At 60.5% G+C, this 22,891-nt stretch carries 24 protein-coding genes; 14 read left to right on the top strand and 10 right to left on the bottom strand.

What is annotated here, in order from left to right; all coding sequences use genetic code 11:
- Positions 1 to 191 precede the first annotated feature (191 nt).
- Together DBR46_RS17025 and DBR46_RS17030 are read right to left on the bottom strand one after the other, a co-directional pair.
- Positions 192 to 1,673 carry a methyl-accepting chemotaxis protein gene (locus DBR46_RS17025; protein ID WP_124527124.1) on the bottom strand — a complete coding sequence of 494 codons (1,482 nt, stop codon included), beginning with the start codon at positions 1,671 to 1,673 and terminating at the stop codon, positions 192 to 194.
- 96 nt (positions 1,674 to 1,769) lie between these two features.
- Complete coding sequence (locus DBR46_RS17030) at positions 1,770 to 2,576, bottom strand: TatD family hydrolase (RefSeq protein WP_124527125.1); 807 nt, start codon at positions 2,574 to 2,576, stop codon at positions 1,770 to 1,772.
- A 236-nt stretch (positions 2,577 to 2,812) separates the two neighbouring features.
- On the opposite strand from DBR46_RS17030, the gene DBR46_RS17035 reads away from it, so the two are divergent.
- The 3 genes from DBR46_RS17035 (at position 2,813) to DBR46_RS17045 (ending at position 5,332) form a co-directional block, all read left to right on the top strand.
- On the top strand, positions 2,813 to 4,234 hold the full coding sequence (locus DBR46_RS17035) for a transglycosylase SLT domain-containing protein (RefSeq protein ID WP_124527126.1): 1,422 nt from the start codon (positions 2,813 to 2,815) through the stop codon (positions 4,232 to 4,234).
- Positions 4,235 to 4,337: 103 nt separating this feature from the next.
- Positions 4,338 to 4,772, top strand: coding sequence for a DoxX family protein (locus DBR46_RS17040; RefSeq protein WP_124527127.1), 435 nt, complete (start codon positions 4,338 to 4,340; stop codon positions 4,770 to 4,772).
- 251 nt (positions 4,773 to 5,023) lie between these two features.
- The gene (locus DBR46_RS17045; protein ID WP_124527128.1) at positions 5,024 to 5,332 is read left to right on the top strand and encodes a class I SAM-dependent methyltransferase; all 309 of its coding nucleotides are present in this window, start codon (positions 5,024 to 5,026) and stop codon (positions 5,330 to 5,332) included.
- A 6-nt stretch (positions 5,333 to 5,338) separates the two neighbouring features.
- Here the strand turns inward: DBR46_RS17045 and DBR46_RS17050 are convergent, their stop codons facing one another.
- Genes DBR46_RS17050 through DBR46_RS17060 form a run of 3 tightly spaced genes read right to left on the bottom strand, consistent with a single transcriptional unit; the run spans position 5,339 to position 8,703 of the window.
- The gene (locus DBR46_RS17050; RefSeq protein WP_124527129.1) at positions 5,339 to 7,039 is read right to left on the bottom strand and encodes a Gldg family protein; all 1,701 of its coding nucleotides are present in this window, start codon (positions 7,037 to 7,039) and stop codon (positions 5,339 to 5,341) included.
- 15 nt (positions 7,040 to 7,054) lie between these two features.
- The gene (locus DBR46_RS17055) at positions 7,055 to 7,780 is read right to left on the bottom strand and encodes an ABC transporter permease subunit (RefSeq protein ID WP_124527130.1); all 726 of its coding nucleotides are present in this window, start codon (positions 7,778 to 7,780) and stop codon (positions 7,055 to 7,057) included.
- Positions 7,777 to 8,703, bottom strand: a complete 927-nt coding sequence (locus tag DBR46_RS17060; protein ID WP_124527131.1) for an ABC transporter ATP-binding protein — start codon at positions 8,701 to 8,703, stop codon at positions 7,777 to 7,779. Before DBR46_RS17060 ends, DBR46_RS17055 begins: the two co-directional genes overlap by 4 nt.
- 254 nt (positions 8,704 to 8,957) lie before the next feature.
- Here DBR46_RS17060 and DBR46_RS17065 point away from each other — a divergent pair, with 254 nt between their 5' ends.
- Complete coding sequence (locus tag DBR46_RS17065; RefSeq protein WP_124527132.1) at positions 8,958 to 10,088, top strand: hypothetical protein; 1,131 nt, start codon at positions 8,958 to 8,960, stop codon at positions 10,086 to 10,088.
- Positions 10,089 to 10,213: 125 nt separating this feature from the next.
- Positions 10,214 to 10,687, top strand: coding sequence for a transcription elongation factor GreB (gene greB / locus DBR46_RS17070; protein ID WP_017734429.1), 474 nt, complete (start codon positions 10,214 to 10,216; stop codon positions 10,685 to 10,687).
- 43 nt (positions 10,688 to 10,730) lie between these two features.
- Here the strand turns inward: greB and DBR46_RS17075 are convergent, their stop codons facing one another.
- Positions 10,731 to 13,241 carry an ABC transporter permease gene (locus tag DBR46_RS17075; RefSeq protein ID WP_124527133.1) on the bottom strand — a complete coding sequence of 837 codons (2,511 nt, stop codon included), beginning with the start codon at positions 13,239 to 13,241 and terminating at the stop codon, positions 10,731 to 10,733.
- A complete protein-coding gene (locus DBR46_RS17080) occupies positions 13,241 to 13,924 on the bottom strand; it encodes an ABC transporter ATP-binding protein (RefSeq protein ID WP_005786391.1) in 684 nt (227 codons plus the stop codon). Before DBR46_RS17080 ends, DBR46_RS17075 begins: the two co-directional genes overlap by 1 nt.
- 10 nt (positions 13,925 to 13,934) lie before the next feature.
- Here DBR46_RS17080 and DBR46_RS17085 point away from each other — a divergent pair, with 10 nt between their 5' ends.
- The 3 genes from DBR46_RS17085 (at position 13,935) to DBR46_RS17095 (ending at position 15,943) form a co-directional block, all read left to right on the top strand.
- Positions 13,935 to 14,540 carry an arylesterase gene (locus DBR46_RS17085; protein WP_124527134.1) on the top strand — a complete coding sequence of 202 codons (606 nt, stop codon included), beginning with the start codon at positions 13,935 to 13,937 and terminating at the stop codon, positions 14,538 to 14,540.
- A gap of 58 nt (positions 14,541 to 14,598) precedes the next feature.
- Complete coding sequence (locus DBR46_RS17090; RefSeq protein WP_017734426.1) at positions 14,599 to 14,889, top strand: hypothetical protein; 291 nt, start codon at positions 14,599 to 14,601, stop codon at positions 14,887 to 14,889.
- A gap of 85 nt (positions 14,890 to 14,974) precedes the next feature.
- Complete coding sequence (locus tag DBR46_RS17095; RefSeq protein ID WP_124527135.1) at positions 14,975 to 15,943, top strand: L,D-transpeptidase family protein; 969 nt, start codon at positions 14,975 to 14,977, stop codon at positions 15,941 to 15,943.
- A 136-nt stretch (positions 15,944 to 16,079) separates the two neighbouring features.
- On the opposite strand, the gene oprI is transcribed toward DBR46_RS17095, so the two are convergent.
- The gene (gene oprI / locus DBR46_RS17100) at positions 16,080 to 16,331 is read right to left on the bottom strand and encodes an outer membrane lipoprotei OprI (protein WP_003172710.1); all 252 of its coding nucleotides are present in this window, start codon (positions 16,329 to 16,331) and stop codon (positions 16,080 to 16,082) included.
- 611 nt (positions 16,332 to 16,942) lie between these two features.
- Between oprI and DBR46_RS17105 the strand changes: the two genes are divergently transcribed.
- On the top strand, positions 16,943 to 17,224 hold the full coding sequence (locus DBR46_RS17105; RefSeq protein WP_003233387.1) for a GNAT family N-acetyltransferase: 282 nt from the start codon (positions 16,943 to 16,945) through the stop codon (positions 17,222 to 17,224).
- Between the two features lie 66 nt (positions 17,225 to 17,290).
- On the opposite strand, the gene DBR46_RS17110 is transcribed toward DBR46_RS17105, so the two are convergent.
- Both DBR46_RS17110 and DBR46_RS17115 read right to left on the bottom strand, forming a co-directional pair.
- Positions 17,291 to 18,367, bottom strand: a complete 1,077-nt coding sequence (locus DBR46_RS17110; RefSeq protein WP_124527136.1) for a 3-deoxy-7-phosphoheptulonate synthase — start codon at positions 18,365 to 18,367, stop codon at positions 17,291 to 17,293.
- 130 nt (positions 18,368 to 18,497) lie between these two features.
- Positions 18,498 to 18,932, bottom strand: a complete 435-nt coding sequence (locus DBR46_RS17115; protein ID WP_124527137.1) for a PilZ domain-containing protein — start codon at positions 18,930 to 18,932, stop codon at positions 18,498 to 18,500.
- Between DBR46_RS17115 and DBR46_RS17120 the strand changes: the two genes are divergently transcribed.
- The 5 genes from DBR46_RS17120 (at position 18,931) to cysB (ending at position 22,849) form a co-directional block, all read left to right on the top strand.
- A complete protein-coding gene (locus DBR46_RS17120; protein ID WP_124527138.1) occupies positions 18,931 to 19,317 on the top strand; it encodes a thioredoxin in 387 nt (128 codons plus the stop codon). The genes DBR46_RS17115 and DBR46_RS17120 overlap by 2 nt on opposite strands.
- Positions 19,314 to 20,267, top strand: a complete 954-nt coding sequence (locus tag DBR46_RS17125; protein WP_124527139.1) for a putative 2-dehydropantoate 2-reductase — start codon at positions 19,314 to 19,316, stop codon at positions 20,265 to 20,267. Before DBR46_RS17120 ends, DBR46_RS17125 begins: the two co-directional genes overlap by 4 nt.
- A 15-nt stretch (positions 20,268 to 20,282) precedes the next feature.
- Positions 20,283 to 21,200, top strand: coding sequence for a 5'-nucleotidase (locus tag DBR46_RS17130; protein ID WP_124527140.1), 918 nt, complete (start codon positions 20,283 to 20,285; stop codon positions 21,198 to 21,200).
- A 70-nt stretch (positions 21,201 to 21,270) separates the two neighbouring features.
- Positions 21,271 to 21,771, top strand: a complete 501-nt coding sequence (locus DBR46_RS17135) for a universal stress protein (RefSeq protein WP_124527141.1) — start codon at positions 21,271 to 21,273, stop codon at positions 21,769 to 21,771.
- Between the two features lie 103 nt (positions 21,772 to 21,874).
- Positions 21,875 to 22,849 (top strand): HTH-type transcriptional regulator CysB, encoded by a 975-nt coding sequence (gene cysB, locus DBR46_RS17140; protein WP_017734418.1) that lies wholly within the window; start codon positions 21,875 to 21,877, stop codon positions 22,847 to 22,849.
- Positions 22,850 to 22,891: the final 42 nt, after the last annotated feature.

Genomic DNA, 22,891 nt, shown 5'->3' on the forward strand with positions numbered 1-22,891 from the left:
GGCTTGAATCCGTGGGCCGCCGTCATGGGCCATCCCTGGCCCAGGACGGCTAACCCGGCGTCCTGCCGGGTTGCCCACGGATTCAAGCCTGCGTTCGGCCAGCGTGGTTAACGGGGCGCCTAAGATCAAAAGCTGAAAAGCCAAAGCCAAAGCCAAAGCCAAAGCCAAAGCCAAAGCCAGCCTGCGTTAACTTACAACTTAAGTTGCCCGATGGCCTTGCTCAACTCGCCCGCCAAGGTCGCCAGCTCATTGCTGGTGGTGGCCGAATCCACGGTTTGTTGCACGGTGTTTTCGGTGACGTCGCGGATGCTCACCACCGCACGGTTCATCTCTTCCGCGACATGGCTTTGTTGCTCGGCGGCGACGGCGATTTGGGTGTTGCTCTCGCGCATCTGCGCCACGGCGCTGGTGATTTCGGCGAGGGCGTTGCCGGCTTCGAGGGCTTGTTGCACGCAGTCGTCGGCCTTGAATGAGCTTTCCTGCATAAAGTCCACCGCGTCGCGGGTGCCGGCTTGCAGGGCGGAGACCATGCGGGTGATTTCGTCGGTGGAGCTTTGCACGCGCTTGGCCAAGTTGCGCACTTCGTCGGCGACCACGGCAAAGCCACGGCCCATTTCGCCGGCGCGGGCGGCTTCGATGGCGGCGTTGAGGGCGAGCAGGTTGGTCTGTTCGGCGATGCTGTGGATCACCCCGACCACGCCGTTGATTTTCTGGCTGTCTTCGGCCAGTTTCTGGATCATCTCGGCGGTCTGCTGCACGCCGGTGGACAGCCCGGCAATCGAGCGTTGCACGCGGGTCACTACTTCCTGGCCGCTGCCGGCGAGGGAGTCGGCGGTCTGGGACAGGTCGCGGGTGGCGCCGGCGTGTTGGGCGATGTGGTAGACGGTGGCGGTCATCTCGTTGATGGCAGTGGCGGCCTGGTCGGTTTCGCTTTGCTGGCCGAGCATGCCGTGTTGCACCTCGTTCATGCTGCTGGCCAGGCGTGCGGCGCCGTCATCCAGTTGCTGGGCGGTGCGCGCCACGGTGTTGACCACCCGTTGGTAGCCGGCCTGCATGGCGTTGAAGGCGCTGGCCATCTGCCCGACTTCATCCTTGCACGCCAGGGGCACGCGTGCGGACAGGTCGCCGGTTTTTTCCACGTGCAGCATCACGTCCTTGAGGGTGTTGAGTTGGCTGAGCAGGAAGCGGATCAGTAACTGCGAAGCGCCTAGCATGGCCAGCATCAAGATCGCCACGGCCACGGCGTAGTTGGCAAAGCGGTCTTCAAAAACCTGGCTCAGGCTTGGCGCGTAGGCCAGCACGGCGACGTACTGGCCGTCGGCGCGGGCCACCACGTCGGCGCCCAGCAGTGGGTTTTCGCCGAACCAGGGCATGTGGTTGAGTTCGACCCAGCCCGTGGCGCTGCCCAGGGCTGTCAGATCCTGATCCGCCAGTTGTGGGACTTGGCCACGGGAAAAGGCCAGCCAGTGCTCGCCCTTGGGCAACGGTGTGCCGGCTGGCCAGGCGCTGAGCACGCGCGCCTGGGCCTGCGCCGACGCTTGGGAAGCGTCGCTGCGCGCTTGTTGTTCGAGCTGCACGGCGTATAGCACCAGCAACAAGGTGGTGATGAAAGCGACCGCGTTGACGGCCCAGAATTTGTACTTCAGCGAGATGTTGCTAAGCCAGGCACCCATGGAAGGTTTTCTCTGATAGCGGAAACAGCATTGGCAAGGTGCCAGTATTGTGCCGCTATTCAGAAAAGCGCTTTTGACATGGGTCAATGCGCCGCATTACTCCACGCTGGGCAAGCCAAAAAAAGCGCGGGCACAGACGCTGCTGTGCTCGGCCAGGTCTTCAACGGTCTCGTTGCGGTGCAGGGCGACTTCGCGCAGCACTTCGGGCAGATAGGCCGGTTCGTTGCGGCCGTTTTTCGGCTTGGGCCGCAGGGTGCGCGGCAGCAGGTAGGGCGCGTCGCTTTCCAGCATCAGGCGGCCCCGGGGAATCTCCCTGACCAGCGGGTGCAGGTGCGTCCCACGGCGCTCGTCGCAGATCCAGCCGGTGATGCCGATGTGCAAATCCAGGTCGAGGTAGCTGAACAGCGCCAGCTGCTCGCCGGTAAAACAATGCACCACGGCGGCGGTCAGGTGATCGCGATAGTCCTTGAGGATGTCCAGCAGGCGCTGATTGGCGTCACGTTCGTGGAGAAACACCGGCAGTTGCAGCTCGACCGCCAGGGCCAGGTGTTCTTCGAGGACTTTTTCCTGCTGCGGGCGGGGCGAGAAATCCCGATTGAAATCCAGCCCGCATTCGCCCACCGCACGCACACGGTTTTCGCTGAGTAAACCGCGCAAGCGCCGGGCGCTGTCGCTGTTCCAGTCGCTGGCGGAGTGGGGGTGGATGCCGGCGGTGCTGAACAGGCGTTGGCCGCTTTCATCGAGTTTTACGCAGAGTTCCAGGGCCTGTTCGCTGCCGTCGAGGCTGGTGCCGGTGAGGATCAATTGTTGCACGCCAGCGGCGTAGGCACGGTCGAGTACGGCCTGGTGCTTCTCGTCGAAACTGGGGTTGGTCAGGTTGACGCCGATATCAATGAGTTGCATGGTGCTATCTCCGCCTGCGGCCGGAAAGCATATCAGAGCTGTAGATTTATAAGAAAAACGAAGAACTACAACGAGTTATCGCTGTCTTTGAACGTCGCAAGTGACATCGTGGTTGGCCGAATGCTTTTCCCTGTGTCACCGTTGCGCGTCTTGCCAGCGCTGAAAGCGCTCTGTTTCTGATCCCCACCGTCTCGTTTTTCGCGAGGACGTTGGCCAGTATTCTTACCGGAGAGCGGATGATCCGACCCTCGGCGTTGCTTATGTTGTGCCTGACGCTGCTGCTGCCCATGGCGGCGGTTGCGCGTCTCGACGGGCCGCTGGAAGTGACCAAGCCTGGCAAGGTCCGTGACCTGGCGGAAATTCGCGCCAGCCGGACCCTGCGCGTATTGGTCAACCAGAGCCGCAACAGTTCCGGCGAAGTGCAAGGCCAGGCCATCGGCGTCGAATACCATCGCCTGCGCGCCTTTGAGCAATACCTCAACGGCCACGCCCGTGATGGCCAGGAGATCAACCTCAAGATCATTCCCAAGGCCAAGGACCAGTTGCTTGGCGCCCTGGCCCGTGGCGAAGGTGACTTGGTCGCCCCCGGTGAACTGCTCGACGTCAAGGCTGCCCACAAGATCAGCACCAGTGATCCGATTGCCAGCGGCGTACCGTTATGGCTGGTGGGGGTGAAGGGTGAGCGGCGGTTTACCAAGCTGGAGCAACTGTCCGGGCGCACCTTGGCGCTGACCACCGGCAGTGCGGCGGCGGACGCCATCAGCCAGGTCAACCAGAAGCTGGCACTGCACAAGCAGCCGCCGGTGAAAGTGGAATGGGTTGATCCGACCCTGGCTGTGGAAGATGTGCTGGAGATGGTCCACGCGGGTATTTTCCACCTGACCATTGTGGAAAAACCGATTGCCGAACGGTGGTCGAAAATCCTTCCCAAGCTGCGCTTCGACAAGCAGGTGGTCATCAGCGAACCGGGCGACGAGTACTGGTTCGTGCGCCAGGATGCGTCGATGTTGCGGGCGAGCATTGATCGGTTCCTCAAGACCTATCACACGCCTTCCGACCAGGATGTGGCGTTCCAGCGTATCTACCGCCGCCTTTATCAAGTGCGCAACCCGCTGGCGCGTGTAGACCGCCAACGCCTGGAAAAACTACGTCCGGTCTTGCAAAAGCACGCCCGCGAGCAGGGCATGGACTGGCTGAACCTTGCCGCGCTGGCCTTCAAGGAGTCCGCCCTCGACCCCGGCGCACGCAACAGTGGCGGGCCCACCGGGCTGATGCAGATCACCCCGTCGGCGGCGCAGCGGGTGGGTGTCAACAACATCGAAAGCCTGGACAGCAATGTGCAGGCGGGCGCTCGCTACCTGGCGATGATTCGCCGCAAATTCTTCGCCAGTCCCAAGCTCAACGAGCGCGAGCGCATGGCGTTTGTCCTGGCGGCTTACAACATGGGCCCGGAGCGGGTGCAGGGGATGCGCACCGAGGCCAAGCGTCGGGGGCTGAACCCCAACCAGTGGTTCTTCCAGGTTGAGCGTATTGCCATGGAGCAGGTGGGAATGGGCAGCGTCAGCTATGTTAATAGCGTCAACAAGTACTACTTGGCATTCGATCGGGAGCGGGAGTCCCTGGAGCCACCGGTGCCGAAAATCGCCTCACGGAAGTAATCGATTTAATCGATATTAATCAGGCATTTTTTCGGCTTTTATCATTCCATAAACTGATTAATATAGCGGCCAACCAACCCCTACATCGAAAAGGATTACCCCCATGAGCCCACTGATCAACAACCTGCTGTCCACCCGCGCCGGTTACGGCCTGACCATTTTGCGTATTGTTGTCGGCGTGATTTTTGCCGCTCACGGTTCGCAGAAACTCTTCGGCTGGTTTGGCGGCTATGGTCTGGCAGGCACTGCCCAGTGGATGGAAAGCATCGGCCTGGCGCCGGGTACCCTGATGGCACTGTTGTCCGGCGGTACTGAATTTTTTGCCGGCCTGGCACTGATCATTGGTTTGCTGGTGCGCCCAGCGGCCTTGGGCCTGACCATTCTGTCGGTGGTCGCGATCCTCTCGGTGCATATCCACAACGGTCTGTTCATGGCCAACAACGGTTATGAGTTTGCACTGGCCTTGCTGGGCGGCTCGCTGGCCGTGTTGTTCGAAGGTGCCGGCAAGCTGTCTGCCGACCGCGCCATCGCCAACTGAGCCACCTGCAACACCCTGTCCAGGCCCGCCATGTGCGGGCCTTTTCGTTGCGCGCAATTCTTGACATGGCCCCGTCGGCTTCTCTAGGATGCCCGCTCATGCGCCGATTTAAACAGCTAATTGCGGGGCGCCATGGGTGACTGTTATCGGTCCCGACAGAAGCAATCACTTTGCTTCGAAATTCCGCTAAAGCGCTGGTTCGGTGTTGCCTCTCACCTGCCCGCAGACTTTTGAGGCAGAGACACGACACGATGACAGCACTACGCCCCCTCATACGCTTGGCCCCGATCACCGCTGACCTGACTCAGCGCAACCCGAAAATCCTCTTGGGTGGCAAACACCAGCCGACGCTGCTGCGTTACCTGGATGGCTGGCCACGTCGCACCGGCCGCCCTTCGGCGTTCCTGATCCAGTTTGTCGAAGACGGCGATTCTCTCGCCCGTTTTGCCAATAACAGCTTTGACCTTGCGGTTATCCAGGCACCCAGCGCCGCTGACGCGAATGAGGTGATCCGTCACCTGACACGCGTTGCCAGGCAAGGGCTGATCGCGCGTCGCTAAGTCGTTTCACGGCGTAACGTGTCGACGCCGCCGTCGCAGATACAGGCCCCAGGCCGTCAGGCAGAGCAGTATGGGTATCGGTGCGCTCACCCCCAGCTTGACGTTTTGCACCAGGCGATCCAGCGGCGCATAAACCGCCACTTTCAGTGCATGCAGTTCCATCGTCAGGCGCAGGCGCTCCTTGTTGTGCGCCTGTAGTTGGGCATTGGTATTGATGGTTTCGGTACCCAAGGTTGTCATGGCTGGGTTCAAGCGCCGCCATTCGTATTCTGTTTGCGCCAGGCGTCGCTCCAGTTCGCTTGCCTGTTCCTGGTAGGCGCGGGCGGTGGCCTTGCGCTGGTTCTCCAGGCTATGCAGCGTGTATTGCGTCGGTGGCCGTGGGCGTATGTCGGCAAGCGCTTGAGGCGCTGCCAGGTTATCCAATGTGTTCAATACAAACAGGCTGTTGCTGTGGGGCGTCAATCGGGTTGACGGGCGCATGAGCACGTCTGTGTCGGCCACCACCACTACTTGAATCTGCGCCGCCTTCTGCAATCCAGGAGCCTGGCCACCCATTCCGTCGGGAAACGCCGAATAGGCGGGCCCCTCAAGGCGGGCGGCGATCACATGGCGTACCCCGCTTGAAGGCGGTTCGCCAGCATCGGGCGATTTGCCAACCCTATCGGCTTCCAGCAATGCAGACTGCTCGGAGCTGTACAGCAGGGGGGTGAAGCGTGTGCGGTGCTTGTCGAGGGGGAAGAGGGCGCCGCTGCTCGATACGCTGACAACGTCCAGTTTCCAGGTACTGATATCGTTTGCGGCCATTGCCTGTCTGGGCAGGCTCAGTAGGGTGGGAAAGGTCCCCGCGGGCGCTTGCGTGGTATAGCGACTGTCGATCAACACCTGGCCGGCCGGCATACGGATGCCCCAACTGGACAGCAGCGCCTCCAGTCGGGGGTTAAGGGCCTGTTGCCTTGACCCCTGTTCGCTCAGGGGGTCGATAAACATCATCAGCTTGCCACCACCCAGTACAAATTGATCAATGGCGTACAAGGTCTGTTCAGGTAGCGTCCGGGGGTGCACCAGCATGAGCGTTTTGATTTGCGCGGGCACACGGTGCACGCTCGGCTCCAGCTCTACCACGTTCAAGTGCCGCTGCAGGTCCTGTAGAAGGGGACCGGCCAGTTCCTTGATCGGTAGCCCGGATAGCAGGCCGATGGCAGGCGGTTGCGGGTGGAGTAACTGGCTGATCAAGTGGCTGATTTCATACTCCAGCAACGTTGCACGGTCGGCGCTGAACGATGTGATGCGTTGCGCGGGCTGGCCGTCTCGGGTGCCAATGAGGCCAAAGAATCCCGCTTCGTCATCAAGCCCATAGAGCCCTGCCCGATAGGCGTCCTCTGAAAAAGCGCCTGGGTCGATAATGTGCAGATTGATCATGCCCTGTGCCGCTACTTCGAACGCCTTGAGCGTTTCCTCTACACGCTTGGCGTAGCGTTGGGTGGCCTGGCTTTTTTTCGGGTGACCGTTTGAATTGAAGTAGTAAAGATCTAGCGGACTGTCCAGGGATGCCAGTAATTGCTGTACAGGCGCCGACAGAGTATTGGTTTTCGAGTGTGAGGCATCCCAGCGCAGATCAGGCAGCTTACCGGCCCACACCAGGTTAAAGGCCAGGAAAACCAACAGTAGGACCACCAGTGTCATGCCGGCGTGCAGTGCGGATCGCATCGAGAACGCTCCCTCTCAGCTGTTTTTGTAGTTGAGGATGACGGTGGTCGCAGCAAGTGAGGCCACTATGACGCTGATAAAGTAAAGACAGTCTCGAAGAACAATGACGCCGTGATCAATGTGAGTGAAACGTGACAGTGGGTTTAAGGACGTCACACTATCGATTATCCAGATCGGGGCTTGGTGCTCCAGTGCATCCAGTACGCTGGAGAGTCCGCTGATCACCAGCAGAATGCTTAAGGTCAGTATGAATATAACCAGATGATGGCGGCTCAGGGTGCATATAAAACAGCCGATGGAAAGATAACTTCCGGCGAGTAGCCAGCTGGCCAGATATTGGGTGGCAATCACGCTGTTGTCTGCGCTACCTAAAAGGTTGAGCATCACTACAATGGGCAGTGTCAATGCCAGCGTCATTGCAATTATGACCCAGGCTGCGAAAAATTTACCGATGATCAATTCCGCGTTTGTCACAGGCAGTGTGATGAGTAAGTCACTAAGGCCCGTTTCATGTTCATCGGCCCAGAGTTGTATAGAGAGTGCGGGAATCAATAACAGATACAGCCAGGGGTGCAATTGAAAGAAGTCTTGCAGGTCCGTGCTGTTTCGCTCCAGTAACTGGCTGTTGTGTAGTCCAAGCGTAGTTGAGAGTGCCAGAAAGACTGCAATGTTCAGGTAGGTTGCTGGAGCGCAAAGGTAGCGGGCAAGTTGGCGCTTGATAATAGACGGCAGCATATTCAAAGGGATGCCCCTTGGCTTAAGTGGTGGACGACGTCGTTCAGGCGGCCAGGCTCAAGGTTCAGCGCGGTTATTTGCCAGCCGCGTTTGGCAATCAGCGCGCTGATCGGGGGGTAGATGGCGTGGCCCGGCATGGCGAGAACGGTGACGGTGCCAGGGCTGTGGCGATCTTCTTCGATGCCGGCAACACCCGGCAGTACGGCCAACGCCAACAGGTCCAGCGGCGTATCCGCTGCCAGGGTGACTGCCCTGTAGTACCGAGAGCTGCGCTGGAGTTCGGGCATGGGGGTGTCTGCCAGGAGGCGGCCCCCGCCAATGACCAGGGCGCGGGTGCAGATTCCCGACAACGCATCACAATCCCGGGTGGCGACAATCACGGTCATCTCTTCGGCCAACGTCTGGATGAGCGTGCGAATTTTGCACTGCTGGTACGGGGACAGGCCCTCGGTCGGCTCATCCAGCAACAGCACGCCGGGGTCATGCAAGATGGCTTGTGCCAGCGCAACCTTGCGTTGCAACCCCATGGGGAGTGCGTTGAGCGGCTCTTTGAGCAAGGCCGACAGCTCCAGTTGCATGATGATCCGGTCAAGGCGTTTGCGTTTTTCGGCGCCGCAGAACCTGCGAAAAGTGGCGATAAGGTTGAGGAAACCTGCGACAGACATCGTCGAACGGTTGATGCCGGGTTCAGGCTGGTAGCCTATCGCCTGGGCTACTTGAAGCCGATGAGTTCGGGTATTGAAGCCCAGTATGCTCACGTGCCCGGAACAGGGTTTGAGCAGGCCGGCCATCAGCTTCAGGAGTGTCGTTTTACCCGCGCCTCCATGCCCGAACAAACCTATGCATTCTTGGCCTTGGGCCACCAATGAAAGATCGTTGATAACATGCTGTTTGCCCAGTTTTTTGGTCAGGTTGCTTATCTCGATCATTATGCTTTTCTGCTGCATTAGTTTCGCAATATATATGAGGAGGCAAGCGCTTTGGTTGACGTGTGTCGGGGCTCGGGTTAAAAAATAGTACGTCCAATGCAGGGGCTTGGAAACGCGCAAGGGGATGAATAAGATTACTCCTACGTTCAGGCTTGCAGCTCGCTGAAACAATTGTTTTCTGAGTAGTACTTGATGGCGGAATGTTTATTTGGTGTTTATTTTAAGTTTATTCATTGGCGCGAGGCCCAACAACCATGATGCTTCTACGTACCCTTGTTCTTGCGCACTCCGGTGCGGATGCGCCGATCAATGGCGCACTGCTATGTGGTTTTGCCGTGCCTCAGATCAGTTCAAACTTTCTGGTGTATAGCCTGGATGAAGACGCGGAGCCGGGTAGTTCCCGGGTATATATCGCAGCCTTGCGTAAGAAACTTGAGCGTTATTATTTGGGCGGTGTCGATGTGCAAGCAGATTTGCAATTGGCGATGCAGGTATTCAAGCAGATATTGACGTGGGCGGCCTCTGGGGTGAAAGCCAGTGGCGTTACCGATACCCAGATTCCTTATCACTTCGTCGACTTGAAAGGCTGCAAGTTACCCCCGGCACGGCCTGAGGATCACCACTCCCTGATCATCAAGAAAGCCCTGGTGATGAAAGTCATTACCTTGGGAACATCGGCTCCCGCGTCACCCGCTATTGAAAGCTCTGCTGTGGTGGTGCCTTCCATTCGTTTCTCTTCTCAAATGGTATCTCCGCCCCAGGCCGCAAGCAGGCCTGAACCGCCCCAGCCGGCGATGCTTGAGCCGCCGGCTGAGGTTCCCCGTACACCTTTGCCACTGAGCGAGTCGCCTTTTGAAACGCTGGGTGCGTCAATTGAAGCCCCATCATTGTTTGAGGTGGATAGCACGCTGACCAGCCTTGCGCGCGTCGCCCAGGAACTGACCCAACAGAAAATGGTGGCACTCAAGAAAGAGGCAGCACTTGAGCAGTGGCAAGTTCAACTGCAGCAAGGCCAGGCTGAGCTTGAGCAAAAGCGCCAGGAGTTGGCGAGCCGAACCCAGGAAAACGAGACCGCCCTGCAAATGCGGACACAGGCCTTGGAGAATCGTGAGGGTCGCTTGGCGAGTGCCTCGGCTGTCTATCAGCAGGCGCAGCAGCAAATGGATGAGCGAGCCGATGCCCTTGAGAAGCGTGTGGCCCAAGTGCACGCCCAGGAATTGGTAGTTCATCGCAAAGGCGAGCAGTTGGCAGCCATGCTTTTGCAGTTTTCCGGCTTGCGCCAACGTATGCAGGTCATGCTCCCTGAGTTGGATCAAGTGGTGGGCGACTTCGACAGTACCGAGCGAGCGCAATCGATGGTCGATCCTCATTCGATGTCGACCTGATGCAGTTTGTCCGCAGGCCTGGCTACTTTCCCCTGTTCATTTATCATCAGGCTCTGTTTGCCGGCGCCATGCCTTGATGCAATGGCGTAGTGGGGTCAATGAGCATTTTCCGGGGATGAAGGCGTTTGAGCACCAAGCTGATTACCAAAGAAGGTCATGAAGCGCTGAAAAAAGAGTTGGATTACCTGTGGCGGGAAAAGCGCCCGGATACCACACGCAAAGTGACTTGGGCGGCGTCCCTGGGGGATCGCAGCGAGAACGCGGACTACCAGTACAACAAGAAGCTGCTGCGTGAGATCGACCGCCGCGTGCGCTACCTGCGCAAGCGCCTGGAAGACATGCGGGTGGTGGAATACATGCCGGAGCAGGAAGGGCGGGTATTTTTTGGCGCCTGGGTCGATATTGAAAACGAGCAAGGCGAGACCAAGCGTTTTCGCATCGTGGGCTACGACGAGATCTATGACCGGATGGATTACATCTCCATCGATTCACCCATGGCCAGGGCGCTGCTGCGCAAGGAAGTCGACGACGAGGCCATGGTGCAGACGCCCAGTGGCGAAGCCTGCTGGTGGATTACCGCGATCGAGTATGTGAAGTAGGCCAGGACGGCCCGTACCTGCGAGGGGACGGGCCGTCGGCGTGTCAGCCTTCGCGCAGCACGGTCAGTGGGCTGGCGTTCAGTGCGCGGCGTGTGCCGAACACGCCGGCAGCGCCGATCAGCACGGCACCGAGCACCGGCAGCAGCAACAGCCATGGGTGAGGGTGCCAGGCAAGGTCAAAGGCATATCGGTACAACACCAACGTCACCAGTTCCGTGCCCAGCGCCGCCAGCAGCCCGCTGAACGCGCCCAGCAAGCCAAACTCGATACGCCGTGCCTTGATCAGCAGTTTGCGCTCTGCTCCCAGTGCCCGCAGCAATGCGCCCTGGCGGATTCGCTCATCCAGGGTGGCCTGCAAGCCGGAGAACAGCACCGCCATCCCGGCTGCCAATACAAACAACAGGACGTACTCCACCGCCAAGGTTACCTGGGCGAGGATGCTGCGTAATTGCTCCAGCAAGGCTTCGACTTGCAGGATAGTCACCGCCGGGAACGCCCGGGACAAATCGACGATCTGTTGGTCATGCCCGGGTTCCAGGTAGAAGCTGGTCAGGTAGGTGGCAGGCAGGTCCTTCAGGGTGCCAGGCTGGAAGATCATGAAGAAGTTGGGCTGGAAGTTATCCCAATTGATGGTCCGCAAGCTGGTGACGCGCGCTTCGCGGTTTTCCCCGGCGACGGTAAACACCAGGTGGTCATTGAGCTTGAGCTTGAGGCTTTCGGCGACCTTGGCTTCTACCGATACCCCGGGAATCTCATCCGTTGGCTGCGGGGACCACCAGGCACCGGACGTCAGGACATTACCCGGTGGCAGGTCGGCGGCCCAGGTCAGGCTCAGGTCGCGCTGCACGGCACGGTCTCCGCTGGAGTCCTTGCTGACAATTGCCTGCACTGCTTCGCCATTGATGCTGATCAGGCGCCCTGGGACCACCGGGTACAGCGGCGCCGATTGGGCCTGCAAGGCCAGCAGGCGAGCACTGAAGGCGTCGGTGTCGGCGGGCAGGATGTTCAGCGCGAAATAGTTGGGGGCGTCCTTGGGCAACTGGTTTTGCCAGGTGTCGAGCAGCTCGCCACGCAACAGGGCGATCAGCCCCATCGACAGCAGGATCAGGCCAAACGCCAGGGATTGGCCGGCTGCCGCCAGCGGGTGGCGCAGCAATTGGCCCAGGCCCAGGCGCCAGGGCAGCGATGCGCGCGCCAGTAGCTTGCGCAGGCTTTGCAGCAACAGCAGGAGCAAGCCGCCGAGGATCAGCGCGGCAATCACGCCGCCGCCGAGCAAGGCGAAGGTCAGCACCAGGTCGAGGCTCAGGCGCCACATGATCAGGCCCAGGGCGAACAGCGCTGCGCCGTAGACCATCCAGGTGCTGGAGGCGATGGGTAGCAGGTCGCGGCGCAACACGCGCAGGGGTGGTACGCGGCCCAGTGCGGCCAGCGGCGGCAGGGCGAAACCGGCTAGGGCGACCAGCCCGGTGCCGATCCCGGCGACGGCCGGCAACAACCCGCCGGGGGGCACGTCGGCCGGCAGCAGGTCATGCAGGAAGTAAAACAGGCCAAATTGCGCCAGCCAGCCGAGCAGGGCGCCCGTCAGGCTCGCCAGCAGGCCGAGTACGCTCAGTTGCAGGCTGAACAGCAGCATGGTTTCGCGGCGCGACAAGCCGAGGCAGCGCAGCAGTGCGCTGGCGTCGAAGCGGCGGCTGGCGAAGCGGTTGGCCGACAGCGCCACGGCCACGCCGGCCAGCAGTACGGCGACCAGGCTGGCCATGTTCAAGTAGCGTTCGGCCTTGCCCAGGGCGCCGCCGATCTGCTGGTTGCCGTCCCGCGAGTCCTGCAAGCGCTGGTTGGCGGCGAGGCCTGGCTTGATCAGGTCGCGATAGGTTTGCAGGGTCGTGCTGTCAGGTGGTGCCCGCCACAACTCGCGGTAGCTGACACGGCTGCCGGGCTGGACCACACCGGTGGCGTCCAGGTCGGCCAGGTTGATCATCACCCGGGGCGTAAGGCTGTAGAAGTTGCCCGCGCGGTCGGGCTCATAGGTCAGGATGCGGGCCAGGCGCAGGGTCTTCATGCCCACGTCGATACTGTCGCCGACTTTCAGGCTCAGCGCCGTCAGCAGGCGTGCCTCCACCCAGGCTTCGCCGGGTTTCGGGCCGCCACCGGGGGTTTCCTCGGCGAAGGGCTCGGCGGCGCTTTTCAGTTCGCCGCGCAGTGGGTACTGCTCGTTGACCGCCTTGATGCTGGAGAGCTGGATACCGTTGTCGGTGGCGATAACGCTGGAAAACTCGACGATGCGCGCATGGTCGAGGCCCAGTTCGGTGCCGGATCTGATTTGTTCGGGACGCGCTGGCGAGCTGCCTTCGAGTACCAGGTCGGCCCCCAGGAACTCGGTGGCGCGCAACAGCATGGCGCCGTTGAGGCGCGCACCGAAGTAACCGATGGCAGTGCTGGCGGACACCGCCACCAGCAAGGCGAAGAACAACACGCGCAATTCACCGGCGCGGGCATCGCGCAGTAATTGGCGCATGGCCAGGCTGAACAGACGCAATAGCGGCAAACGTGCCATCAAGGCTCCAGGGGCGCGACCATCAGGCCGGCTTCAAGGCGGATCAGGCGTCGGCAGCGGTGTGCCAGGCGCTCGTCGTGGGTGACCAGCACCAGGGTCGTGCCGCTCTCTTTATTGAGCTCGAACAGCAGGTCGCTGATGCGCTCGCCGGTGTGGCTGTCGAGGTTGCCGGTGGGTTCATCGGCAAACAGCACGTCCGGTTCGGCGGCGAAGGCGCGGGCAATCGCCACGCGTTGCTGCTCGCCACCGGACAGTTGGCGTGGCGAGTGGGTCAGGCGCTGGCCCAGGCCGACACGTTCGAGCAGGTGCCGGGCGCGCTCGCGGGCGTCTTTGCGGCCATCCAGCTCCAGCGGCAGCATGACGTTTTCGAGGGCGTTGAGGCTGTCGAGCAGTTGGAATGACTGGAAGACAAAACCCACGTGTTCGGCGCGGATGCGTGCGCGCTGGTCTTCGTCCAGCGTACTGAGGGCTTGGCCGGCGAGGGTCACTTCGCCACTGCTCGGCAGGTCGAGGCCGGCCAGCAGGCCGAGGAGGGTGGATTTGCCGGAACCGGAGCTGCCGACGATAGCCAGGCTATCGCCCTTGTTCAGTTCCAGGCTCAGTTCGTGCAGGATAGTCAGTTCACCTTCCGCGCTGGGAACCACTTTGCTAAGGTTCCGCGCGGTGAGAATGCTTGCGCCCATGGAGAATCCGATGCGAATGTGGTTTTTGAGTGCTGGCCTGGCCTTGATGTGCGTGGCCCAGGGCGCAGCGGCGGGTACAGTCCTGATCGTTGGCGATAGTATCAGTGCCGGTTTCGGCCTGGATACCAGCAAAGGGTGGGTCGCGCTGCTCGAACAACGGCTCAAGCGCGAAGGTTTCGACGATAAAGTAGTCAATGCCTCCATCAGCGGCGACACCAGTGCCGGAGGCCTCGCGCGGCTGCCGGCGGCGCTTGCAGAGCATAAACCGGAACTGGTGATCATCGAGCTGGGCGGCAATGACGGCCTGCGTGGTCAGCCTCCGGCGCAATTGCAACAAAATCTTGCCTCGATGATTGACCAGTCCAAGGCCATCGGCGCCAAGGTGCTGTTGCTCGGCATGCAATTGCCACCTAACTATGGCCCGCGCTATACCAACGCCTTTGCCGAAGTGTACGGCAGCCTGGCCAAGGAAAAAGCCGTGCCGCTGGTGCCGTTTTTCCTTGAAGGTATCGGTGGCCACCCGGAGTTGATGCAGGCTGACGGGCTGCACCCGGCCGTCGGCGCCCAGGGCAAGTTGCTGGAAAATGTCTGGCCGACGCTAAAACCGCTGTTATGACGCTTTTCTACCGGCAGGCTTTCGGCTAAGGTGGCGCCCCCCCGATCTGGAGCCCCCGATGTCACGCCCTGCCTGGTCCCTGTTCAACTACCAACTGATCGAGCCCGACGAGCAGCTGGATCTGTTCGCCTGCCAGGAAGTCCGGGTGCATCTGGTGGCACGCCAATTGGAGCTGGGCGGCACGATTGATCGCACGCTTTGTGGCACCTTGCTGCCCGCCCAGCCTCGTTGGTCATCGGTGGGCCGCGCGATTTTCCAGGACCAGCGGCTGTGCCCATTGTGTCGGGCGATCCTTGAATCCCAGAAGCGCGGCACGCCGCTGATCTGGCCGGAGCTGCGCTTCGAGTAGCCGAGGGGCCAGGTTGATGCTCCCGGCGTGCTTCACGTATACAATCAGTTTTTTCCTACCCGTCGTTCTGCGAAGGATTTTCCGGATGTTCTCGCGCCTCTCCGTCGTCACCTGCTGCCTGTCCCTTGCCGCCCTGTGCGCGGCCGGTCCTGCGGCAGCCCTGCAGTTACCGTTGCCGCCACCGGGTGAAGACATCGTGGGGCAGGTCCAGGTGATCAAGGCCAAGTACGAAGATACCTTTGCCGACCTGGGCACCACCTATGACCTGGGCTACTCGGAGATGGTCGCGGCCAACCCGGGTGTGGATGCCTGGCTGCCGGGTGCCGGCACCGAGATTGTGTTGCCGACGCGATTCATCCTGCCCCCCGGCCCACGGGAAGGCATCGTGATCAACCTGGCGGAATACCGGCTTTACTACTATCCCAAGGGGCAGAACGTCGTCTACACCTTCCCGCTGGGGATTGGTCGTGAAGGCTGGGGCTCGCCCATCGCCCATACCAGCATCATCGCGAAGACGCCGAACCCGACCTGGACGCCACCGGCGTCGATCAAGGCCGAGCACGCCGCCAATGGCGATCCGTTGCCCAACGTGGTGCCTGCCGGCCCGAACAATCCGCTGGGGCCATTCAAGTTCACCCTGGGCACGCCGGGTTATCTGATCCACGGCTCCAACATGAAATTTGGCATCGGCACGCGGACCAGCCACGGCTGCTTCCGCATGTTCAATAACAACGTACTGGAAATGGCCGGCATGGTGCCGGTGGGCACGTCGGTGCGCATCATCAACGATGCCTACAAGTTCGGCAGCAGCGGCGGCAAGGTCTACCTTGAAGCGCACACGCCGTTGAATGATGACGGCACGCCGTCGGTGGTCGATAAGCACACGGCGGTGATCAACGCCTTGCTCAAGCGCGAAGACCTGGCCAATAACCTGCGGGTGAACTGGGATCAGGTGCGTGATGTGGTTGCTGCGGAAGATGGCTTGCCGACTGAAATCGGTGTGCCCGGCGGCGCACCGATCGCTGCCAGCGCCCCAATAGATCTGCAACAGTAAACCTGCCGGATCAAAAGCCCGCCACGGCCTAGCGCTGCGGCGGGCTTTTTTATTGCCTGGGGTTCAGTGCCGAATCCCAGGCAATAAAAAAGCCGACCCATAAATGGATCGGCTTGATAACAACCCCGAGGGATTATTACTTGCGGCTAGCTTTTTCAAGCATACGCAGAGCGCGCTCGTTAGCTTCGTCAGCAGTCTGTTGTGCTTTTTGAGCAGCAGCCAGAGCTTCATCAGCTTTACGGTAGGCTTCGTCTGCACGAGCCTGGGAGCGAGCTGCTGCGTCTTCAGTTGCAGTCAGACGAGCTTCGGTTTCTTTGGAGACGCTGCTGCAACCGGTAGCCAGAACTGCGGCCAGAGCCAGAGCAGAGAATTTCAGAACGTTGTTCATCGTGTTCCCCTTCAAGGACTTTCTATTAAATAGCTACTTGCCCAGAGTGAGCAAAAGCCGGCGTACATACTACCCATTACTTGTAGTAAGTAAACTGACGTAGCGCAAGAAGCAAAAAAAATTCTCGCGCCGAATCTATTTTGGCTAATCTTTTGAAGGTTTGTATAAAAACCGTTCAATTTTTTTCAATCGGATGTGCATTGGATCCCGTCTGAAAGCTACGGCCCGCATGCGTCGGGCTGGGTATGTGGATAGATATTTATATATCGGCACCTGTTCTTTTGTTCCGCTTGGCGTTACCCCGTCTCGCATCTTTTACGCATGTAGAGGTGACTTTAAGAGCGCCTGTTCGTCTCAAGCTTCAACTGCCGGCAATGTTCAGGCTATCGATCACCGGTTGATCGATGCCCTTTCTATAACCGCCAGCGGCGGGGGGATGATGAGCGCGCCTTGAGCAATTTCAGGATTGGTGCCTACTATTCCCTACGTGCTGGTTGTGAGCGCTAGAGGTTTCTCGTTGTCGAAACCGGCACGGGGTGGCGTAGATGTTCCTTCGCCGGGAAAACATCGGTAAGGTAGGGGTCGAAATCCAAGACCCGCGAGGAGTAGTGATGAGCGAGGCGTTGTCCATCCACCATGACCAGGCTGGTCATCAGTTCGAGACCAATGTGGACGGTCATCGTGCCTACCTGACCTACATGGACCTCGGGAAGCAGACCCTGGATATCTATCGGACCTTCGTGCCCAACGCTCTGCGCGGCCGGGGTATTGCAGCGGCGCTGACCGAGGAAGCCCTGAAGTTTGCCGAAGAGTCCGGCTACACGGTGATCCCGTCCTGCTCCTATGTCGAACGCTACATGGAGCGCCACCAGCGCCATGCGGCGAAGCTGTAAGGCATTAAAACAGCACCATGAAAAACGCCGGGCTTAGCCCGGCGTTTTTGTGTGCGCAGTGCGGGTTCAGGTGCGTTTGCGTTTCGGCAAGACGTCCTTGAGCTTGGCATGCATGCTGCGCAGGGTGTTTTCGGTGGCCGCCCAGTCGATGCAGGCATCGGTGATCGACACGCCGTACTGCAAGTCGGCCAGGTCTTTTGGAATGGCCTGGCAACCCCAGTTCAAGTGGCTCTCGACCATCAGGCCGATGATCGACTGGTTGCCTTCCAGGATCTGGTTGGCGACGTTTTCCATCACCAGCGGTTGCAGGGCCGGGTCCTTGTTGGAGTTTGCGTGGCTGCAATCGACCATGATGTTCGGCTTGATCTTGGCCTTGTTCAGCGCCTGTTCGCACAGGGCAACGCTGACCGAATCATAGTTGGGCTTGCCGTTGCCGCCGCGCAGGACCACGTGGCCGTAGGCGTTGCCTTTGGTGGTGACGATGGACACGCCACCTTCCTGGTTGATCCCCAGGAAACGGTGCGGGCTGGAGACCGATTGCAGCGCGTTGATCGCCACGGTCAGGCCGCCGTCGGTGCCGTTCTTGAAGCCCACGGCCGACGACAGGCCGGACGCCATTTCGCGGTGGGTCTGGGATTCGGTGGTGCGCGCGCCGATGGCCGACCAACTGATCAGGTCCTGCAAGTACTGCGGGGAGATCGGGTCCAGGGCTTCGGTGGCGGTGGGCAAGCCCATTTCAGCCAGGTCCAGCAGCAGCTGACGGCCGATGTGCAAGCCGTCCTGGATCTTGAACGAGTCGTCCAGGTACGGGTCGTTGATCAAGCCTTTCCAGCCGACGGTGGTGCGCGGTTTCTCGAAGTAGACGCGCATTACCAGGTACAGGGTGTCGGACACTTCCGCCGCCAGCACCTTGAGGCGCTCGGCGTACTCGTGGGCCGCCTTGAGGTCGTGGATCGAGCAAGGCCCGATGACGACGAAGAGGCGATGGTCGGTGCCGTCGAGAATCTCACGGATGACTTCGCGGCCCTTGGTGACGGTCTGCAGGGCAGCGTCGCTCAGGGGGATTTCGCGCTTGAGCTGATCGGGCGTGATCAGGGTCTCGTTGGATTCGACGTTTAGGTCATTGATCGGTAAATCAGCCATCGTTTACTCGTCAGGGTCACGGGTGCCGGCCGCCAGCCATCCCCGTGCGGCGGAGCACAGCATGATTTGAATGCAGGGGGGAGGAACCTTAGCGCGTAACACGGGCCCGCGACAATGGGCAAAGCCCGCTTTAATCCAGCGCTGGCGCCACAAAGGCCTCGTGGGAGAACTCGACGGCATGGCGCGACACCCACTCGCGCGCCAGGGCTTCGAATTGTTCGGGCGTTGGTTCGGCGTCTTCGTGCTGGCGGCAGTAGCGCTCTATCCGGCATGCTTGCTCACCCATACGCGCACCAAAGAGGGCGTGCTCATCGGTAAACGAGATGCCGATGCGATAGCCGTCCTCGACCTTGCGGCACCATGCCACGTAGCCCGGATAACACGCGCTGGGCCCCAGGGAGGGAATGTGCAGGTCAACGGCCGTACCCTGGCGCCAGGCGCGCGGCCAATGGCAGGCGATGCCGCCCAGGCCGATCGTGAGCAGGCGTTGACGGGGAATGGCGGGGGAGGGACGTTGTGTTAACTCGACAGCGACATCATCAGGGTGAGGTAAAAAACGACCCATGTACACGGACTCCGAGCACCGTCCTGTTGACGGCGGCAGCAGCAGTATAGTGAAGGAACTGGAATTGACCGACCTGGATATTGACCAGCAATTGCTGGGATTGCCAGGCCTTTCTCTGCTGGTCTTCACCAGCGCAGGCTGTTCCAGTTGCCGTTGGGCACGCCAGCAGTTGCCCGGTTGGTCATTGCCGGTGGACCGCGTGTGCTGGGTCGATGCCGGCCACAACGGTGGCGCGGTTGAACGCTACCAGATCTTTCATTTGCCGGCGTTGTTCGTGGTGTGCGAGGGTCAGTTCCTCGGGCAATTGCAGACGCGCCTTACAGCATCCGACCTTGCCGACAGCATTAATCAAGCCCTTACCCGCATTCCAGAGGATCTGCCATGACCGCTCCATCGCCACGCATTGGCATCATCGGCACCGGCGCTATCGGTGGTTTCTACGGCGTGATGCTGGCCCGTGCCGGCTTTGACGTGCACTTCCTGCTGCGCAGCGAGTACGCGACGGTCAGCAAGCAGGGCCTGCGTATCAATAGCAGCGTGCACGGCCCTTTGCATTTGCAGCCGGTGCAGGCCTACGCCAGCGCCGCCGATATGCCACCGTGTGACTGGCTGCTGGTGGGCACCAAGTCCACCGGCAATGTGGACCTGGCCCCGACCATCGCCCAGGTCGCGGCGCCGGAGGCCAAGGTGGTGCTGCTGCAAAACGGCCTGGATGTCGAAGACAGCCTGCGCGAACACCTGCCAGCCTCGCTGCATCTGCTGGGTGGCTTGTGCTACATCGGCGTGCACCGCTCCGGGCCTGGCGTTGTCGAGCATCAGGCCCTGGGCCGGGTCAACCTGGGTTATCACAGCGGCACGGCGGCCAATGATGAAGCGCAGCAGAAGGCGATTGTCGAAGCCGGCGCGGCGTTGTTCCACCAGGCGGGCATCGAGTCCCAGGCCATGGCCAATGTGCATCAGGCGCGCTGGCACAAGCTGGTGTGGAACGTGCCGTACAACGGCCTTTCGGTGTTGTTGGGTACGGGCACGACGGCGATGATGGCCGATGAGTCCAGCCGCGAACTGATCCAGGCGCTGATGGCCGAGGTCGTGGCTGGCGCCCACGCCTGTGGCCATGAGATCCCAACCAGCTACGCCGAGCAGATGTTCGCCATGACGCAAACCATGGAAGACTATTTGCCAAGCATGTACCACGACCATGTCCACAAGCGCCCGCTGGAACTGGCGGCCATCTACGCGCGGCCTTTGGCGGCTGCCCGGGCTGCAGGTTGCGAGTTGCCACGGATGCAGGCGCTGTATCAGGCGTTGAGTTTTATTGATCGGCATAACCGCTGATTCGGAGGGCATACGATGGCGAAGGGATTGGGCGACAAACTGGTGCTGGCGATTTCTTCGCGCGCGCTGTTCGACTTGAGCGACAGCCACAAGGTCTACCTGGCCCAGGGTGTTGAGGCGTACCGCCAATACCAGATCGAGCACGAGGAAGAAGTCCTCGCGACCGGCGATGCGTTTGCGCTGGTCAAGAAACTCTTGAGCCTTAACGCCAGCCTTGGTCGTGCCCGCGTCGAAGTGGTGCTGGTCTCGCGCAACAGTGCCGACACCGGCTTGCGCGTGTTCAATTCGATCCAGCACTACGGCCTGGATATTTCCCGCGCCGCTTTCGTAGGCGGGCGTAGTCCTTATCCTTATTTGGCGGCCTTCGGTTGCCATCTGTTTCTTTCGACCCATGCTGAAGATGTACGCAGCGCCCTCGATGCTGGCTTTGCCGCGGCGACGATTTTGTCCGGCGGCCCCAACCGCGCATGCAGCGACGAACTGCGCATCGCATTCGACGGTGATGCGGTACTGTTTTCCGATGAATCGGAGCGCGTGTACCAGAGCGGGGGGCTGGAGGCGTTCCAGGCCAGCGAGCGGGAGTCGGCGCGCCAGCCCTTGCACGGGGGGCCCTTCAAGGGCTTTTTGGCGGCACTGAATTTGTTGCAGCGCGAGTTCCCGCAGGAGGCGTGCCCGATCCGCACCGCGTTGGTCACCGCCCGTTCGGCGCCGTCCCATGAGCGGGTGATTCGCACTCTGCGCGAATGGGATATCCGCCTGGATGAGTCGCTGTTCCTCGGTGGCCTGGAGAAATCCGCGTTCCTGGAAGCGTTTGCCGCCGATGTGTTTTTCGATGACCAGGCCGGTCATTGCGAGAAAGCCAGGGAAGTAGTGGCCACCGGGCACGTGCCCCATGGCATCAGCAATGAGGTAAGGGGTCAGACCGAGAGCTAAGCCAATCGAAGTCGTTGATGCGCTGCTAAGCTCATTCAATCTCCGCCATCCTGGCAGTCCAGGAGGTTCTATGATTCGTTCGATGTTGTACGCCACGGACCTCGGTCTGTACGCGCCTTATGTGATGCAACATGCACTGGCGCTGGCGCGAACGTTCAAGGCGGACCTGTATGTGATCCATGTGGTCGAGCCTATCGGGCTGTTCGCCGAATCGGTGTTGCAAAGCTACCTTGATGAGAAGGCCCTGAGTGAATGGCAAAGCCAGGGGCTGACCACAGTCATGGCGACCATCGAGCAGCGGGTGCTGGACAGTTTTCGCGAGGAGTTGGGGGACGGTGAGCAAGACTTGAAGCTGATCCGCTCGGTACGGGTGATCCAGGGGGACCCCTGCGAGGTGATACTCGACCAGTTGCGTAAACTGTCTGTCGATCTGTTGATCGTCGGCAGTCATAGCCATGCAACGGCGGCGGCCACACCGCTGGGACGCACCGCTGCACGGGTGCTGCAACTGTCTACGGTGCCGGTTTACCTGGTGCCCTCGCTACAGCGTCGACGCAGTGACGACGCGTGAGGGTAGAAAACGATAAAAAGTTCTAGATTTATCTGTCTAACCTTTAATATAGTTATATACCGTCGCTGATACCCGTGGCGTCTATCTGCTTTGAGGGATACATATGAAGCTTCAACAACTGCGCTACATCTGGGAAGTGGCGCACCACGACCTCAACGTTTCCGCTACGGCTCAAAGCCTTTACACCTCGCAACCCGGTATCAGCAAGCAGATCCGCCTGCTCGAAGACGAGCTGGGCGTTGAAGTGTTCGCCCGCAGCGGCAAGCACCTCACCCGTGTGACCCCGGCCGGTGAGCGCATCATCACCACCGCTGGCGAGATCCTGCGTAAAGTCGAAAGCATCAAGCAGATTGCCCAGGAATTCTCCAACGAGAAAAAGGGCACGCTGTCCATCGCCACTACCCACACCCAGGCACGCTACGCGTTGCCGCCGGTGATCCGCGACTTCATCAAGCAATACCCGGACGTGGCCCTGCACATGCATCAGGGGTCGCCGATGCAGATCGCCGAGATGGCCGCTGATGGCACCGTCGATTTCGCCATTGCCACCGAAGCCCTGGAGCTGTTCGGTGACCTGGTGATGATGCCGTGCTACCGCTGGAACCGTTGCGTGGTGGTGCCGCAAGGTCACCCGCTGGCCAAGCTGCCGAAACTGACCCTGGAAGCCCTGGCCGAATACCCGATCGTGACGTACGTGTTCGGTTTCACCGGCCGTTCCAAGCTCGACGAAGCGTTCAGCCATCGCGGTCTTACGCCGAAAGTGGTGTTCACCGCCGCCGACGCCGACGTGATCAAGACTTACGTGCGCCTGGGCCTGGGCGTGGGTATCGTCGCCAAGATGGCGGTGGACACCAACCTCGATAAAGACCTGGTGGTCCTCGACGCCAGCGAACTGTTCGAATCCAGCGTGACCAAGATCGGCTTCCGTCGCGGCACCTTCCTGCGTGGCTTCATGTGCGACTTCATCGAGAAGTTCGCCCCGCACCTGACCCGCGAAGTTATGGCCAAGGCGATCCAGTGCCACAACAAGCAGGAACTGGAAGAGCTGTTCGAAGGCGTTGAACTGCCCGTCCACTAACACCGCAAAGGCGAGGGGGAGCTTCTGTGGCGAGGGAGCTTG

Source organism: Pseudomonas sp. KBW05 (genome assembly GCF_003852405.1).
Taxonomy (GTDB): domain Bacteria; phylum Pseudomonadota; class Gammaproteobacteria; order Pseudomonadales; family Pseudomonadaceae; genus Aquipseudomonas.